Raw genomic sequence first — 16,777 nt, 5'->3', positions numbered from 1 at the left:
GCGACCCCGTGGCCGTTCGCCGAGCGGAACAGTTCGGCATCGGAGGCGTTTTTTCGCACTGAAGAAACGCAATTGGTGGGACGCATGTGCTAATGCGAAACGACCGAACTGCGCTTACGCTTGAGTGTCCCGCGTGCAGCCGGGCGACGCCGCATCGGTTTCTTTACGTCAAGAACGGCTGCGACATCTTTCAATGTCGTGACTGCGGACTGGGACGCACCGAGGCATCGAACTTCGATCCCCTCGCCTATTATGACGATGGCTACTTTTCCGGCCGTCAGGCCGACGGGTACGCCGACTATCGCGGCGCCGAGCCCGTGCTCCGGCGTGAGTTTGCCCGCACAGTCGAGTTCATCCAGCACCGCAAGCCACAGGGCTGCCTGCTCGAAATCGGTTGCGCCTACGGCTTCTTTCTCGATGAAGCCCGCCGCGCCGGATTCGAGGTGAGCGGCATCGAGCCGGCGGAGGCGGCTGCTGCCCATGCTGGCGATCTCGGCTTGAACGTCGTCTGCGGCCTGCTGAGCGAAGCGACCCTCAAGTCGCTTGGCACCCAGGATGTCATCGTCCTCCTCGACGTCATCGAGCATCTGCCCGACCCGCAGGAAGCCCTCGCGCTGTTCGTCAATCATCTCCGGCCGGACGGAATCATCGTGCTGACGACCGGAGACTTCGGTTCCTTGGCGGCGCGGTCGACCGGCGCGCACTGGCGCCTGATGACGCCGCCGCAGCACCTGTGGTTCTTCAACCGCGACAGCATCGCGTCTCTGGCCCATTCGGTCGGCCTTCGCGTCGAAAGTTCCGATCATCCTTGGAAATTCGTACCGCTCTCGCTGATCGCCTTCCAGGCCGGTCGCATGCTCGGCCGCAAGATCGCTGCCAGCCCGAGCGGCAACCGGTTCGCCATTCCGGTGAACCTGTTCGACGCGATGCGCGTGGTCTTGAGCAAGGCGCCCCCATGTTCGGATAAGAGCCTCCCATGACAGAGCGCCTCAACCTCGGCCAGATCGTATTGCTCGTCACCTACGCGGCCGGCATGGCGGCGGGCCAGCTCCTGTTCAAGGCCGCCGCGCTGCGCCTCGGCGAGGGCCGTCCCTTGTCCACGCGTGCGCTGCTACTGTTGCAGGAACCGCCGTTTATCGGCGCCATCGTACTCTATGCGGCGCTGTCCGTCCTGTGGGTCTGGCTTTTGACGTTCACGCCGCTGTCGCGCGCGTATCCGTTCGTGGCGGTCGCGTTTGCGCTGACGCCCGTCCTCGGCGCGCTAGTGTTCGCCGAGCCGCTGTCGGCGCGTCTCCTGGCAGGAATCGCAGTGATCGCCTGCGGTCTTGTGCTTGTTATGGGCTAATGAGAATGACCGGCCGGATTCGCAATCCCTGGGTCGTTGTCTCGGCGTACAATGAAGCGCCGGTGGTCGGCAGCGTCGTGTCCGGCATTCGCCGCGCGGGGTACGCGGTCGTCGTGGTCGATGACGGCTCCGCCGACCGCACCGGCGAGGTCGCGTTGCTCGCAGGAGCGGTCGTCCTTCGGCATCCGATCAACCTCGGCCAGGGCGCCGCGCTGCAGACCGGCATCGACTACGTCCTCGAGCAGCATGCGGATGCGCTCGTCACGTTCGACGCCGACGGCCAGCATTCCCCCGCGGCCATCGCGGTGCTGCTCGCGGCGATCGAGCAGCCCGGCATTGATTTCGCGCTCGGCAGCCGCTTTCTCACCGGCGCGACCGCCAATCTGCCGGTGTCGCGCCGCATCCTGCTCAGTGCCGCGATCTGGTTCACGCGCGCGAGCACCGGACTGCCGGTCACCGATACCCACAATGGCCTTCGGGCGATGACCGCGCGCGGCGCCCGCGCGATCTCATTGCGACAGAACCGAATGGCGCACGCATCCGAAATCCTGCACCAGATCGCGCAGAGCCGCCTGCGATTTGTCGAGGTACCGGTGAACATCGAGTACAGCGCCTATTCGCTGGGCAAGGGTCAACGCCTCACCGATGCGATGACCATCCTGATCGATCTGTTTGCGCGGAGGCTCTACCGATGATCGCGCAGCTGTTGCTGACGGCCTTTCTGGCATTGGTTCTAGTCTACGCCTGGTCGGTGCATCGGACGGTGCCGATCATCGGCCTGCTCGCGAGCGGCGCTGCGCTCGCCGGCCTCTACTTCGTCTGGGTACCGGAGCATGCCAACGCACTTGCGGCCTTCGCGGGAATCGGCCGCGGCTCCGACCTCATCGTCTACACCTGGGTCGTGATCAGCCTGCTCATCATGCTCAACTTGCATCTCAAGCTGCGACTCCAGCTCGACATGATCACGCGGCTGGCGCGCGCCGTGGCGATCGATCGCGCCAAGGAGAGCCAGCGTGAGGCAGTCCCTCCGCGAAAACGTCGCCCGGTCATGTTGAGCCGAAAGGCCGAGGCGCCCCCGATCGAATTGCAAGCGAAGAAGTAGATGCTATTGCCAGGTCGCGACGGACTTGGCGTCACGCGCCGGGCCCGCGACGATTGGCATAGATCTGGGCGAACGGGCGGCCAAATCGCGTGACCTCATCAACCAGTACGGCCGCCGTGCCGTTGGCACAAGGCCAGCGCTCGGTGGCGATCAGGTAGTCGGCCTTGTGCAGCTTGGTTTCGGCAATCCAGTTGCGACGGAACATCACGCCGGCCAGTTGCTCGCGCCAGCCCAGGCAGACCAGCACGCGCGGTGGATCGCGCGTGAACCGGCCTTCGGCGTCAATTCGAGCCTCGAGGCGGCGCAGAGCCTCGGGAGCCGCCATGCTCCAATAGTCGAGATCGAATCGGCCGTAAGCGCCGGCGACGCCGCCGGCCAGACTGTTCATCGCGATATATTCGAGCGGATGCAGCATGACGAGCGTCACCACGATGATGGCCGCGTGCGCGCCTCCGAGAGCCGCGGGCACAGTCGGGAGGCGCCCCAAGAAGGGCAAGAGGCTCGTGAGCCCACGCGCGGCCACGATGGCGAGCATTGGGATCACGAACAATACGTGGCGGACACCGTCATAGAGCGTCGAGCCCTGCAGGATGAGTACTCCGACAGGCCCGAACGCCGCCACGCTGACGACCAGCACCGCGCGCGATCGTGCGAGCTCGGCTGCGACTGGTCGCAGTCCCGCGACGCCGTACCGACGCAGGGCGCCGAGGGCGGCGCGGCTCCACGACGCTGCCGCACCGATCCAGACCGCCATGCCGATCAACAGCAAGGCCAAAAAGCCCTCGGGCAGACGCGCCAGGAGCTGTCCGGGGATGTACCAGGCGGGCAGCCTATCGGTGAATGTGAGCCGGCCCCAGTTCTGGAATTCGAACGAGGTGTCGAGCGTAGCAAAGTGCCGATAGGCCTGGAAGAATTGTATGAGCGGATTTCCAATCTGCAACCACGGCCAGAGCGCAATCGCGGTCAGCCAGGCGACGAGGATGGCGAGCAGCGTCTGCAAGGCGATCTGGCGCAATTGGCCATAGCCCACGCGGCCATGGCGCAGCAGCGCCTCGAGCGCGCACAGGCTCATGCCACCGACGAGGTAAGCGTGCGTAATCACCCCGCCAGTGCGCGTCGCGATGGCGAGGCCAGTGGCAAGGCCCGCCGCAAGGGTCAGAGGCCAGCTCGGCACCTCCTGCCGCACCATCAGGACGATCGAGAGCGTCGACCAGCTCATGGCAAACAAGAACGGCACGTCGATCGGGGCGAAGAACAGATTGCCGTACAGGTAGCCCGTCAGCAGGCACAGGACGAGCGCCGTCAACCCAGCCCAGGGCCCAACCGTGAGCCGTGCCATCGGCACGACGGCCGCGAGCCCGGCGAGGCCGATCAGGAAGGTCATGGCGTGCCGGACCGTGATCGGGCTCGCGAGCTCAAGCGGCTGCACGGCCGCGACGAGCATCTGAAACCACGGTCCATACATCCACAGATATTCTTCGACCGTCTCGAACTGAGACCGGTCCGCAAAGCCGCTCGCGTACCAGGCAAGCGCCTTTGGGCCGTAATCGTCGGTGTTGAATTCGTCGGTCGACAGCCCGTAATCGGCGGCGGTCGCAAGCCCGATGACCAAGGCCACGCCCAGCACGAGGAGCACGAGTAACGTCTCGGCATGGCGGACAGCAAATGCGAAGCCGAGTTTCGGCTTCGCAAACCCAGAGCCGTCGTCATCCACCCGTTCAAGCGCCATACATTGTCCTGCGATCGAGCGGCCGCACGAGGAGTTCAAGCGGCGCATCGAGACGCAGCGTTCTCACATCGGCCGACACCGACGCCTGCATCACATCCGGCGCTCCCCGCTCAACGGCTTGATCGGGAAACGAACCCCCAGCGCACCTCAAGTGTTATCCTCAACTTGTTTTGATAACACGCCTGAAGGGAACTTTGTTCCAAAGTTTCAAATCAGGTCTCGTAAGGCGATTGGCAATGGCGATCCTTATCACTGGAGGTGCCGGATACATTGGGAGCCACATGGTGTACGAACTTGCTGATCGCGGCGAACGGCTCGTCGTGATCGACGATTTTTCGTCGGGATTCGAATGGGCAATACCACCCGGAGTTCCGGTTTTTGTTGAGGACATCGGGGATCAGCGGCGAGTTGCGCCGCTGATCGCGAAGTATGGGATTTCGGAGATCATTCATCTTGCGGCTTCTGTCGTTGTTCCGGAGTCGGTTGCCGAACCGCTTCGATATTATCGCAACAACACCGCAAATTCTCGAAACCTGTTCGAGATCGCAATCAGGAGCGGAGTTCGGCGTTTCATCCTCTCGTCGACGGCTGCGGTGTACGGGAATCCGCCGGCAAATCCTGTCACGGAAGAGACGCCCGTTGCACCTTTATCACCTTACGGCTCATCCAAATTGATGGCCGAGACAATGCTGCGTGATGCTGCACGCGCTCATGACCTACGCTATGTCATCTTGAGGTATTTCAATGTAGCAGGCGCCGATCCTGCTCTGCGCACTGGACAGGCAACGCGAGGGGCAACGCATCTTGTCAAGGTTGCGGCAGAAACCGCCGTGGGTCTGCGAGAGAAGATCCAGATTTTCGGCACCGATTATCCCACGCCTGATGGGACCTGCATTCGCGACTATATCCACGTGAGCGACCTCGTAAACGCTCATTGTCACGCGCTTTCATACCTGCGCGGTGGCGGGGAGTCCCTGACGCTCAATTGCGGCTACGGCCGCGGCTTTTCGGTCTTGGAGGTGATCGAGGCCATGCGGCACGAATCCGGAAACGACTTTCCCGTCGAACTTGCCGCCCGCCGGGCTGGCGATCCGGCGGAGATCGTGGCGTCGGCGGAACGGATGCGCAATCTGCTGGGCTGGCGGCCCCAATGGGATGATCTTTCCCTGATCGTCCGCCATGCGCTCGCCTGGGAACGCAAACTATTGGCACAAGGTAAGGCAAGGCTTCCGTCCAGGGCGTCTCAGCTGTCCCACTCCGTCCCATTGTCGGCAAGGTGAGACGGGACAGACTGGATCGTGCGCCGCGTCAAGTCGCGCGCCCAACCCAACTCTGCGCGGAGCCACTTCTCGCGTTATCTTCGATTGGCCGCGGGCGAGCTGGATTGGTCGGGCAGCCGGTCCAAGGTCACGCAGTCTGGCAAAGCAAGCTCAAGAGCAGCGACGCTGCAATCGATATGTTGTTGCCACTCGCGGCGGTGGCGCTCGGTCTCGTCGCGCTGGGCATCGCATTCAATTTGAGCTGAGCGCGGCGGACAGGTTTCGGCGGCAACTCGCTTTCACCGCTCGATTGTTCTAATCTGGAGCGCAGCCTGCTCATCATTGCAATTGCATTCGCGATCGTCTGTTTTCTGTTCTGCCGAACTTGAACGGGCCGGCCATGCTGTTGCCGAAGAGCGTGACCAATCGTGTCCAGGAGCGAACTTCGACCTCACCAATAAATCCGGACACCCGGCTCAGACCTCAATCAAGGCATAGGGGCGACCGCTGGGCTTCTCGATTGATCGGGCCACGTTGTAAACCGGCGCGCCTCCGGGCGTGCGGCCTTCATATCGGCCCTGATGGGCATGGCCGTGCACCACCGCGCTCACCTTGAATCGATCGATCGTTTCGCCGAGACGTGACGAGCCAAGAAACGGAAGAATCTCCAGTGGCTCGCCCTCGACCGTATCGAGAATCGGCGCATAGTGAAGAACGACGACAGCCTGCTTGCTCGCTACTGCGCGCATGGCATTTTCGAGACGCGTCGCTTCGTTGACGGCTTCGGCGACCAAGCTCTTGACGACGGCCTCGCCGAACGAAGCAAGCATGCGACGGCCGAATCCCCCAATGAAGCCCTTCACCCCGACGAAGGCAACACCGTTGATTTCGTACGACTGCCCGTTGAGCAGGTGCATCCCGGCGCCCTTCAAAATACGCTTTACGTCTTCAGTCTGCCCGGATTCGTAGTCGTGGTTTCCGAGCACGCCGACAACGGGAACGGAGCAGGCGCGCAAATCCTCCGCCAGAAGTTCCGCTTCGGACGGCCTCCCGAGGTCGGTGAGGTCGCCGCAAAGGACCAGCACCTGGGCCTTGGTCGAGAGCTCGGCAAAGAGCTCCCGGAAGGACAACGTGCGGTCCTCCTTCACATGGAGATCACCGATGGCCGCGAAAGTGAGCTTCTCAGGCTTTTCGGACATCGCGCTACTCACTATCTTCGTCTGCGTCGACAAAACCCCATTCCTCAACGGCCGATGCATAATCGACCTGCGAAAACAGGCGTCCCCGACATATCTTCACGCGCGGAGGAGGAAGCTCGAACTGTGCCTTCAGGCGGGCGACCAGTTCATCCATCAGCCAGCGCGGCACGCAATCGCGCTCGCTCGGATAGGCCCAGCGGAAGTTAAGTAGATGCGCCAGAAGCACCTCCCAATGCAGTTCCATGTAGGCAAGCAGACGCCGCCAGTCGATCTGATCGTGCTGTTTGAGAATGAGATGCGCGATATCCGGGCCGTCGTAGCGGTGCCGCAGCTGGACGAAGGCCTTGGACCAGATCAACTCAGTCGGGGCCATGATGTGCATCGGCGTGCCGAACACCTCGATGCGCGGCGCGGATTCGAACCATTGGTCGGTCACGGGAGCCATGCCATGCCAGAACGCGAAGATCACATCGAAGAAGTGCTCGTCCTCGAAGACTTTGCCGAGCCAGCGTTCGTCCTCGATTGCGACGGTGTATCCGAGGTTTCGGAAGTGGTTGAGAACACGGGGATAGTCAGTCGGCTTGCAGACGATATCGAGATCTTTGGTCGCGCGCGCCACGCCGGTATAGGCGCTGAGCGCATAGGTGCCGGCCAAGAGAAACGGAAGGTCGAGCTTCGCGAGCTCACGCAAGGCCTGGGCGTAAAAAACCTCAGCTCGCGCCGATGCCACGGTCGGCTCGGCGGCTGCATAGATCGTCTCTATAGATCTAGTGATCGGTCTGATCTCCTTCGCCATAAACGAGTTAATCGAAGCCCGTCGGCTTCGGCCCTTAGGGTGCCTCTTCGACAATTGAATAGATCATGCAAAGTTCCGCCCGCCCCCAGATCCCCCGGCACAAAGGCGCAGTCGGCGTAACAGAGCCTCGCTCTCCCTGTTGTAGAAGGTGAATATTTTCAGACTCGCGCTGCCTCGCGAGGCGCCTCGCTTGCGTCGCCGCAGTAGCCGGTCACGACGACCGTCTAGACGTTAACGAATTCCTTGATGCCGTAGGTTGAAAGCTCACGTCCATGGCCAGCACCGGCCCGGCACCTTCGTCTGGATCGAGAACGGCGACTTGCGAAGGCGCAGAGCTCACGGTGCACGTTATGATTTCAACGATGCGATGTTGCCCGTCGCGTCCAGCTGGATGGCCGAAGTCGCCAGGGCGGCACTGGCTGCGAATTAGCAATTGACGGCTGGCTGGGGCGGGAGGGATCGAACCTCCGCCAATCCAGGCAATAACCCATTGAAAAGACGTTATATTCACGCACCCTTGCTGAGGAAGTGATACACGCCAGTGCGACAACACGCAAGCTGACGATAGCCAATTTTCACTAGAGCGTGCCGAACACCGATTTGCCATTCCGCCCACGGTTGCCCCCCGATCGGCGGCCGAAGGGCGACCCGGCCGACGTCGCCCAAATTCCGCCGCGAGACCGTAAAAGGACCGGCCGTAGGAGCGTAAGCATAGCGCCGACCAATTAGGGCGGGTTGCGGGAGACCGACTGTGCCGAGCGGTTCAGTATGATTTCGCGCGAGGGACCGTCACTGGACGGCGGAGACGGCAAAGGCGGCCGGCGGCGACAGCGAGTAAAGCCCGGTGCGCGAAGCGGACGCGCCGGAGGCTTTATGTATCAAACTGCGAAAACTCCAGGTCTTCGGTGAAACTCTCCAGGGACACGCTGGTCGCTTCACAAAATGCCACGACATCGAGCCACAGGGGCCATCCACTTTTCAGGGTATAGATGCGAAGCGCCGGCTGCAGTCCGAAATCGGAGTTAATTTCGTCCAGATCGCCGAGACGATAGGCGTCCAGTTGCTGCACGCGTTCCTTCAACGTATGGTCCGGCAACTGAAATGCGTCACGAATGTCGGAGATAAGTATCTTCGTTCCGTGCAGTCCTTCTTCTGTGGCCGCCGTTCCATCTATCCGCATGATCCGTTTGGCAACTTGCCCCAGAAACCGTCGCACCTCGATCGGCACTGCCTGTAAGCGATCTATGAATTCGTTCAGCTCTTCAATGCCCTCTTTTAGTTCCGAATCATCTTGATTCCATTTCAGCACTTCATTGATGCGGCGCAAATTCTCCACGCGCTTCGGCTGGATCGTGTGGTTGTCCAATCGGTCAATCGCTCCAGAATTGCCCTATCAGGCCTTGAGAAACGCCGCTCATGGTCCGCTTTTATCTGCTGTAATCTTTCAATCGGATACTGACCTACATCATTTGTTACTCGGTGATGCTCATAGCACATCAGCATAAGATTTGAATAAGCGCGCCGCTGCTCATTCGTCATCGCGGGATTGAAGCGCTCACCGCCCGACTCGGCTGCCTCGATATGGCAGACTTGTCCTATGAAAACCCCATCTTCATTCATCATCAGCGCGGTGCAATTGGGGAACGCGCAGAGATTCCCCGATTTCAGAAATAACTCTCTGAGTGTTTCGGGCTTTGGGGCAAGGCGCGTGGGCGTTTCTGTCATTGTCCTATCGGTTCTTGTGGTGCGGCCCGTACATGATCCCCATCATCTGGTCGACAACGTCGGGCCCGGACAGGCGCTTTATCAGGCGGGGCCTATAATTATAGAGAAGGAAAAACGGCAGGCTGGCTAGCCCAAATTCCGCGCCTACCTATTTTAAAAACCCAAACAGGTAAAAGCAGCTCGCATCTGCAGCGGTCCAGTCTTCGAACTGGTTCATTTTAAGACCGCTTAGTTACCTTGAAATGCAAGGAGATTACAATCGGGGCCAGTTTATGGGGGCGCCTGCTGCGGGTACCCGCAACCGGTATGGTCGCCGCATAAAGTGTCGAAGCGCACCCATCTCGAATACGACACCGACCATGAAGATTTTGAGCGCCGCCATGGCGTCACCCATCGCGAGCTGGTCAAAGAAGGCAACCGGGCAGCGTGCAGAGATTGGAGCCCGCTTATGGGCAAAGACGGCGAAAGACTTCTCCCACTGACTTTCAAGGTAACCGGTAAGCTTGGGCTGTGCCCAGCCTTCGGGACGGTGATTGGGTAGAGCCATAACGGCTATCCTGTCACGCAGTCGTCGTTCGTACCAGAGCTGTCAGAATTACACTACAAGCGCGGTCGAAGGGTGAAAAATCCGGTCATCCGCTTCAGTAGGGACAAATGGAATTTGGATTTTTGACACGCGATCTCGATATCGCAACTGCCGAATTTTCTATATCAACGATTGCTGATTGGCATTCTGCGCGGACCGAACTTGAATCCGCCGGCCACGTCGCGAACGGCTGGCTTTATATGCCGCGCAACGCAACAGCCCTGAACCCATCGGCCGTTACCAGTTACCCACGACACATGACTTGCAGTCGGTGGAATACCCCGATCCCGACCTGCAGCGCTTTGTCGTGATCGTGTTGGGTTTTCTGCTCGGTATGAGACTCTTGCCGGAGGGATGGGGACACCTGCACGGCACTGCAATAGAAGTCGGAAAATGCAACGGCTTTAACATGCTTGATCGGGAGGTCAGCCCGTGCTTGGAGCACGCTGCCGAGTTCTATTTAAGCCACGCCACCGGGCGAAATGTGAAGCGGCTGCAGTCCGCTATTTCGCTGATTCACTGGAGCAAGGGCCAGGAACAGCATTTCGACACCTTCAGCTATTCTTTACTCATCGATTGATGCTTGTTGGGCCGTGTGCGCTGATCTGCACGCTGCGGCAATTGCGCATCTGAAACCGAATGGCCGCACTACTCACGCGGAACGTCCCGTCATCATGCAGCAAGTGCTAGGGCTGAAGTTGCCGAAGATCTTTGATCCGACGTCGCCGGTGACGGCTGCCTCGATCCGCAACGACCTCATTCACGAGGGGATGGTGGGAGACATGCCCCTCGGCTTGTCATTTATCGGCCAGCACTGCGATCTTGAGATGCGGGAGTTTGCCGATAAAGCCATCCTCGCATTGCTGGGGATATCAGCTACTTACCTTCAGACACCAGGAGGCGATAGATCGCGGCACATGCTCGGCTTGATGTCTTAGAGATCAATGGCAATCGATCAGCTATCGCGGACAATTCCGCGCTGTCCATTCCGGACCTTTCACACCCGTGATGCAGGGACTCCACGGCCCTTTGTAACCATCGTCGCTCGGGGGACCGCTGTATCTGCCGCCCCCAGGGCCGATGTACATGCCTCCCCCGGGACCGGCATAAAGACCACCGCCCGGTCCCGCGTACATGCCGCCGCCTGGTCCGGCATAAAGACCGCCACCTGGTCCAGCATATAGCCCCCCACCGGGGCCGCCGTATTTTCCGCCGCCTGGTCCAGAATAGAGACCGCCGGCAGGCCCGGAATAACACGCACCGCCCGGTCCTGAGTAGCCAGTGCACTGTGCAAGGGAAGGGGCCGGCAATGCAGCTAGAGCTCCGGCAACAACAGCTAAGGCAATACGCATGAGCCTCCAAAAAAGCCACTTCAACGCATTTGCGATCAAAGCCGACCGAAACTAGAGTGTTGCAGAGACTTTATAGACAAGGAACAAGAGGTGTCCAAACTGCCGCCTGAACGTTCCGATGCCAACCGGTTGGGCTCCGCTTACCTGACATCTCGTTTGGCATCCTTTCGATTAAAGAACTGTACATCGGCGACTCCACTGTCGAACAGCTGCGCAACAACATTGTTGAACAGCCGGCTGCGACCCTTTCGTTCGCCGGGATCGTCGCACCGCAAACCAAGAGCGCCGAAGGCACGCTCATTAAAGCGCATAGCGTCGCATGGGTCGAGGTGGTCCGTGTTCTTGGCCAAGACTGGACAGAAGCGTTCCGAGTTCCACCGGAAAAATGGGAAGAAATCGTTGCCGGCGCTTTTGATCGAGCTGGCTATGATCAAGTCACTCTGACGCCACGGTCAGGCGATTTCGGCCGCGATGTAATCGCCGTGAAAAACGGCGTGGGGACAATCAAAGTACTTGGCTCGGTCAAGGCGTACAAGCCTGGTCACCTTGTCAAACAAGATGACGTGAGGGCACTGCTGGGCGTGTTGAGCGGAGATCAAACCGCTTCCAAGGCAATTCTCACTACAACGTCGGATTTCGCCCCGAAGATTAAAACCGATCCGTTCATAAAGCCATTCCTACCAACACGGTTGGAGCTGATGAACGGAAACGAGCTTCTGAAATGGCTCATCGACCTCGCTGAAAAGAAATAATTTAGCGAGACTGCTCTTTAATGGCAGCACCGCTCTTCTACTCAAGCACGTCAGCGGCCACAGGCCCCTTCTCGAAGACCTTGCCCTCCTCTTCGAGCGCCTTGCGTCGCTTGTCCGCAGCGCTGATGAAGGCGGAAAGAGTATCGAGGTCCGCCTTGATTGTATCCCACTTCGGCAGATCGGCCGGCACCCCCATGGACTGATCGTGTCCGGAGAATTTTGAACAGCGCGTCATGCCCGCGTAGACGGCTTCGTAGTCCGTTTTTTCGATCCGGGCCGCCCTTAACTTCATGGTTGAAACGCCCGGCCTGAATCGGCCAACGACGCCCGCAAAAAGAATTTCCTCGATCGAATGCTCCCAGGTTTCACGCATCTTCGTATAGATGTCGATCACGAACGACCGCTGGGTTTCATCCGTTTCTGAGTAGGTCGCCTTTTTCTTCTGCAAAAGCTCGGTGATCATCGCCAAGCGTTTCATAACACCCATCGAAATCCAGGGGCGTTGATTGTCATCAATGATGCCGAAGCGCCCATCGCCGTGCTTGGCGATCCACTCCTCTCTGACAGGCACCTTCATCGCCTGCGCGGCCTCCTCCACCGCGTGGTGGAAGAAAAGATTATGCGTAAAGATAATGACCTGTCGTCCTGCAGCGGCCTCTTTCACCAACCGCTTCGCCACCGCCTCGATGCGCGCATGGTCAAGCGACGAAACAGGATCGTCGACCACGATTCCGTGCTTGGCCCCGACCTCCTTCAGTTCCGCCAGGAAACCCGCCAAGGCAAGCGCTCTTCTTTCTCCCTCGCTCAGAATGTCGCTGTTTTTTCCGATCTTCTGCTGCGCTTCGAGACCGATTTGAACCTTACTCTTGCCAACTTCACCACGGTCGGCAAGCTTCAGCGGCAGATGCTGAAGGTCGAGAGCAACGCTTTCATCCTGTAGGCTCGATTGAAGGGAATCCGTGAGAACCTTCCTTCTCAACTTGGTAATGTGAGACGTGATGGCGCCGACTGCGCAAGCTGCAACGCAGGCCTTGGTCTTAACCAGAACCTCCAACGAGTTGCGTCGCGCCACAAACGTCTCGATATCGGTCGATAGCTTCTTCCGCGCCTCTAGGTCATCGTGTTTCTGCTGACGCTCGGCGCGTTTGGCAGCTTCGCCGGAAGCCGGCTTCAGACCCTCGATTTCCTTAGCGAGCACCGCGGTTTCCGCGACCAACTCATCGACGATTGAACGGTCAAGATCGGCGAGGCCATCCAACCCCGAATAGTCGATGGCCTTGATGGCCTTTGCAAGCAGGTCATGACGCTCTCGGGCAGCGGCATAAAACTGCTCCAATCGATCCGCCTGCCCTTGGCGGTGAGCGGAGCCTCCGACGAAATTGACCAGCCGGTTCTTGATTTCCGCGCCGTCCGTGAACTTGACGTCGAGCACCGCGCGGGCAATGTCCGCGAAGCTCTTTTTTGCCAGCTCAGCGTCGGCGTTGGCCTTGCCCTCAACGTACTCGTCAAAGGCCGCCAGCCGCAGACGTGCCTCCTCGTTAAGTGGTTGATGGCAGAGCACACAGGTATCAGCCGTGACCAATTGAGGTTTTGCAAGGCTCGGATACGCTTCAGCGGCAAAATCGCGGGCGTACTTCAACAGCTGACGCCACGTTTCATTGCCCAGCTGAGGCACCGCAGAAGCTTCCGAAAACGCGGCTGCAGCCGCCTTTGCTGCGTCACGCGTTGCCGCTGCCTTCGCTTGTGCTTCCTTCAACTTCGTCACGCCGGCATTGCCGATGGCATCGAATATCGCGTTGGCCTCCGCGACGAGTACCTCGACCGTGGCTTTGGTCGCCTGTTTCACTTTGGACAGCTGCGTGGGGTCCTGGCTCAACTCAAGCTTAATCGCCTGCAGCTCGACGTCATCCTTGTCAGTCCAAGTCGCCAGTGACCGCATCGCGGCTTCCGTTGGCAAATGCTCGTCTGCCTTCAAATTGACGAGCATGGCCGACACTTTGGTCTTCTTCTCATAGCCGAGCGGCAGAGGCGTCTTGTGCGTCTTGATCAGCTGCGCTTCCTCGCCTTTGAACCGGGCGTCGAGGATGCGCAGGGCGTCAGCCAGGTTGGTCAGCAACGCAAGCTCAAAGGGCAGAAACTCGATATTCCGCTCGGAATCGACGTACAAGCCGGCGACGTCGCTGTCGAACACCGAAATGCGCCCAAGCTCTGGCGGCGGATCGGTCTGGTCATTCCAAACAACACTCTTTGCCTTGTCGCCATCGACACGAAAGGTCAGCGTAATCTCGCGCGGATCGGACGACGCCGGCTCGAATACGTTACCCCGCAAGGTAACGTCATGGAGGCAGTGACAGATTTTCTTGGCAATGCGGCAATACCCGCTCTTGCCCGATCCATTCGGGCCGTAGATCAGGGTCACGCCGTTGATAGCGAATTTGAGCGGGGGCTGCTTCGCTGCGAGACGATCGATGTTGCGCAAGGGGCCGATCGATCCGAGCACCGTGACCGGTGCGAATTTGTTGCCGGCCTTGAGGTGGGTTTTGGTCAGAGCAGGCCAGTTCGATACTTTTCCGCCGGCAAGGCCGGCTTCGGCCCTGATGGCCGCCTCCAATTGGCCAAGCTCGCTCTCATCGAGTTTCGTTTTTGTGGCGAGAAGCCTCACGGCCTCCTGCTGCCACGTCGGGCGTGCGGCGCACCATTCGAACAAGCTCTTGTCGTCAGCCATACGTGAACCAAACAATTAATTGTATAAACCGGTCTTCAAAATCATTGATTGCATCACTGAAAATCGCACAGCATGGCTTGTCAAGGCGCCTTTCGTCCTTCTGCAACCAAAGTCGTTGAAACAGCGTTATAGGTATATTACTATAGAGCCGTGAATGACCTTCTGCGCGCGATCAAGCCCACGGTTTTCGTGGGTTCGAGCAAGAGAGACCTGCGGGCATTTCCCGCGGCCGTCCGAAGCGAGATCGGCCAGTCCCTTTTCGAAGCGCAACTCGATGAGCATCCGCGCAACGCGAAGCCCTTAAAAGGCTTCAGCGGTGTTTTAGAGATTCGCGACAATTTCGACGGTGATACCTACAGGACCGTCTACGCAACGCGTCTGGACGGGCGTCCTATACGTCCTGCACGCGCTCCAGAAAAAATCCACCAGCGGAATAGCCACACCGCAACGCCACATAGACCTGATCAGGCAGCGCTTGGGCGATGCCGAGGCTATCCATAAGGCAACAAGGGAGACCGATAATGAGCGCTAAGAAAAAGCTGCCCGCCCATACCATGGGCTCTGGCAACATTTTTGCTGATCTTGGACTGCCAAATGCCGAGGAGCATCAACTGAAGGCCGCCCTGGTTGTCCAATTGAAGCGGCTCGTGGCGGACCGGGAAATGACCCAGATCGAAGCCGCCAAGCTGGTGGATATGAAACAGCCCGACTTGTCCAAGCTGCTCCGAGGGCATTTCAAGCTGGTTTCAGTGGAAAAGCTGCTGCGCATGCTCACGGCGTTCGACCAGGACGTTGAAATAACGGTAAAGCCACATCGGAAGCGTGGCGAAGCCGGCCGGATCACGTTTATTCCGGCCTAGATCGGCCAACAGGGAGGGTTCATGACATTTACCGCGACGGCGGCCAAAGCCGCCCATGAACCCACCCTGCACTGCCCGAACTGCAACCACGAGATTCGGCTGACCGAATCGCTCGCTGCACCCCTTCTCGCCGAGACCCGCCAGCGCTTTAACGAACAGCTAGCTACCAAGGACGCTGAGGTCGCGCGGAAAACGGAAGCCCTCCAACTGGAGCACGAAAAGCTTCAGAAGGATCGCGAGGAGGTCGAGGACCAGGTCGCCAAGCGACTTGCGGCCGAGCGCAGCCAACTCGTCGCCGCGGAAGCGAAGAAAGCACGTGAGGTCGCCGCGGCTGAAATCCAAGCCCGGACCACCGAAGCGGCCGAGCTACGAGACTTGCTCGAAGCGAACAACGCCAAACTGGCGGAAGCACAGCAGGCGCAGGCCGAACTGATCCGCAAACAGCGCGCACTCGATGACGAAAAGCGAGAGCTTGACCTGACGATTGAGAAACGGGTGCAAGCGCTGGTTGACCCGATCCAGGTCAAGGCCAAGCAGGAGGCCGACGAAGCGGCACGGCTGCGTGTCGCCGAGAAGGATCAGACCATTGAATCGATGACCCGCACGATCGAAGAACTGAAGCGCAAGGCTGAGCAGGGCTCGCAACAGTCACAGGGCGAGGTTCTTGAGCTTGAACTTGAAGAGTTATTGCGCGGCCGGTTTCCGGCCGATTCAATTGAACCGGTCGGCAAAGGTGAGCTTGGTGCGGACGTCATCCAACAGGTGAACGGATCAATCGGCCAGCCCGCCGGCATAATCCTTTGGGAAACCAAGCGCACCAAGGCCTGGAGCGACGGGTGGCTTGCCAAGCTGCGAGACGATCAGCGTCGCTCCGGCGCCGACGTCGCTTTGATTGTCTCGCACGCCTTGCCCAAGCATATTGAGCAGTTCGACCTGGTCGATGGCGTCTGGGTGGCCCACCCACGTTGCGCGTTGCCCGTGGCGGTCGCCCTGCGGCAGGCACTGATCGACGTCAGCAGCTCGCGCCTCGTACAGCAGGGTCAGCAGACCAAGATGGAGCAGGTTTATCACTACCTCACGGGAACGAAGTTCCGCCAGCGCGTCGAGGCCGTGGTCGAGAAATTCAATGACATGCGCGACGATCTCGACAAGGAACGGAAGTTCATGGGTCGGCAGTGGGCGAAGCGCGAAACCCAAATCCTTGCGGTCATCGACTCCACGGTTGGAATGGTTGGTGACCTTCAGGCGATTGCGGGCAAAGCGATGCCAGAGATCCCGAGTTTAGAGCTGCCTCTGCTAGATAATGAGCCCGAGCCGGAACGTAAGCTGGGATGAAAGTAGTAGTCG

Annotated in this window: 16 protein-coding genes; 11 read left to right on the top strand and 5 right to left on the bottom strand. The window is 59.5% G+C overall.

The genetic code is table 11. The features are described from left to right. The first annotated feature begins 92 nt into the window (after nt 1-92). From ACVJ19_RS20230 to ACVJ19_RS20215, 4 genes are read left to right on the top strand one after another with little or no spacing between them, the layout of a single operon-like run. Complete coding sequence (locus tag ACVJ19_RS20230) at nt 93-980, top strand: class I SAM-dependent methyltransferase (protein WP_453950729.1); 888 nt, start codon at nt 93-95, stop codon at nt 978-980. Then, nucleotides 977-1,345, top strand: coding sequence for a hypothetical protein (locus ACVJ19_RS20225; RefSeq protein WP_453950728.1), 369 nt, complete (start codon nt 977-979; stop codon nt 1,343-1,345). The genes ACVJ19_RS20230 and ACVJ19_RS20225 overlap by 4 nt, the downstream gene beginning before the upstream one ends. Nucleotides 1,346-1,350: 5 nt before the next feature. Continuing rightward, a complete protein-coding gene (locus tag ACVJ19_RS20220) occupies nt 1,351-2,040 on the top strand; it encodes a glycosyltransferase family 2 protein (RefSeq protein WP_453950726.1) in 690 nt (229 codons plus the stop codon). Then, entirely contained in the window at nt 2,037-2,447 is a 411-nt protein-coding gene (locus ACVJ19_RS20215) for a DUF2304 family protein (protein WP_453950725.1), read from the top strand. Before ACVJ19_RS20220 ends, ACVJ19_RS20215 begins: the two co-directional genes overlap by 4 nt. Nucleotides 2,448-2,478: 31 nt before the next feature. On the opposite strand, the gene ACVJ19_RS20210 is transcribed toward ACVJ19_RS20215, so the two are convergent. Continuing rightward, complete coding sequence (locus tag ACVJ19_RS20210) at nt 2,479-4,176, bottom strand: hypothetical protein (protein ID WP_453950724.1); 1,698 nt, start codon at nt 4,174-4,176, stop codon at nt 2,479-2,481. Between the two features lie 236 nt (nt 4,177-4,412). On the opposite strand from ACVJ19_RS20210, the gene galE reads away from it, so the two are divergent. Beyond that, nucleotides 4,413-5,456, top strand: a complete 1,044-nt coding sequence (galE, locus tag ACVJ19_RS20205; RefSeq protein WP_453950723.1) for a UDP-glucose 4-epimerase GalE — start codon at nt 4,413-4,415, stop codon at nt 5,454-5,456. A 455-nt stretch (nt 5,457-5,911) separates the two neighbouring features. Here the strand turns inward: galE and ACVJ19_RS20200 are convergent, their stop codons facing one another. From ACVJ19_RS20200 to ACVJ19_RS20190, 3 genes are all read right to left on the bottom strand, one after another. Then, a complete protein-coding gene (locus ACVJ19_RS20200) occupies nt 5,912-6,634 on the bottom strand; it encodes a metallophosphoesterase family protein (protein WP_453950722.1) in 723 nt (240 codons plus the stop codon). A gap of 4 nt (nt 6,635-6,638) precedes the next feature. Further along, nucleotides 6,639-7,430, bottom strand: a complete 792-nt coding sequence (locus ACVJ19_RS20195; protein WP_453950721.1) for a nucleotidyltransferase family protein — start codon at nt 7,428-7,430, stop codon at nt 6,639-6,641. An 871-nt stretch (nt 7,431-8,301) separates the two neighbouring features. Beyond that, complete coding sequence (locus tag ACVJ19_RS20190; RefSeq protein ID WP_456739417.1) at nt 8,302-8,796, bottom strand: hypothetical protein; 495 nt, start codon at nt 8,794-8,796, stop codon at nt 8,302-8,304. Nucleotides 8,797-10,003: 1,207 nt separating this feature from the next. On the opposite strand from ACVJ19_RS20190, the gene ACVJ19_RS20185 reads away from it, so the two are divergent. From ACVJ19_RS20185 to ACVJ19_RS20175, 3 genes are all read left to right on the top strand, one after another. Continuing rightward, complete coding sequence (locus ACVJ19_RS20185) at nt 10,004-10,321, top strand: hypothetical protein (RefSeq protein ID WP_453950719.1); 318 nt, start codon at nt 10,004-10,006, stop codon at nt 10,319-10,321. Between the two features lie 13 nt (nt 10,322-10,334). Next, the gene (locus ACVJ19_RS20180; RefSeq protein ID WP_453950718.1) at nt 10,335-10,679 is read left to right on the top strand and encodes a hypothetical protein; all 345 of its coding nucleotides are present in this window, start codon (nt 10,335-10,337) and stop codon (nt 10,677-10,679) included. Between the two features lie 743 nt (nt 10,680-11,422). Beyond that, the gene (locus ACVJ19_RS20175; protein ID WP_453950717.1) at nt 11,423-11,845 is read left to right on the top strand and encodes a restriction endonuclease; all 423 of its coding nucleotides are present in this window, start codon (nt 11,423-11,425) and stop codon (nt 11,843-11,845) included. 37 nt (nt 11,846-11,882) lie between these two features. Here ACVJ19_RS20175 and ACVJ19_RS20170 read toward each other — a convergent pair whose 3' ends face one another. After that, nucleotides 11,883-14,570, bottom strand: coding sequence for an AAA family ATPase (locus ACVJ19_RS20170; protein WP_453950716.1), 2,688 nt, complete (start codon nt 14,568-14,570; stop codon nt 11,883-11,885). 150 nt (nt 14,571-14,720) lie between these two features. On the opposite strand from ACVJ19_RS20170, the gene ACVJ19_RS20165 reads away from it, so the two are divergent. From ACVJ19_RS20165 to ACVJ19_RS20155, 3 genes are read left to right on the top strand one after another with little or no spacing between them, the layout of a single operon-like run. After that, a complete protein-coding gene (locus ACVJ19_RS20165) occupies nt 14,721-15,071 on the top strand; it encodes a type II toxin-antitoxin system RelE/ParE family toxin (protein ID WP_453950715.1) in 351 nt (116 codons plus the stop codon). A 20-nt stretch (nt 15,072-15,091) separates the two neighbouring features. Then, complete coding sequence (locus ACVJ19_RS20160; protein WP_453950714.1) at nt 15,092-15,430, top strand: helix-turn-helix domain-containing protein; 339 nt, start codon at nt 15,092-15,094, stop codon at nt 15,428-15,430. A 21-nt stretch (nt 15,431-15,451) separates the two neighbouring features. Beyond that, complete coding sequence (locus tag ACVJ19_RS20155) at nt 15,452-16,765, top strand: DUF2130 domain-containing protein (RefSeq protein WP_453950713.1); 1,314 nt, start codon at nt 15,452-15,454, stop codon at nt 16,763-16,765. Nucleotides 16,766-16,777 lie beyond the last annotated feature (12 nt).

The organism is Bradyrhizobium sp. USDA 376, from assembly GCF_054063675.1.
Note: the sequence above shows the minus strand (reverse complement) of the source record. Positions and strands in the feature narration are given on the sequence as shown.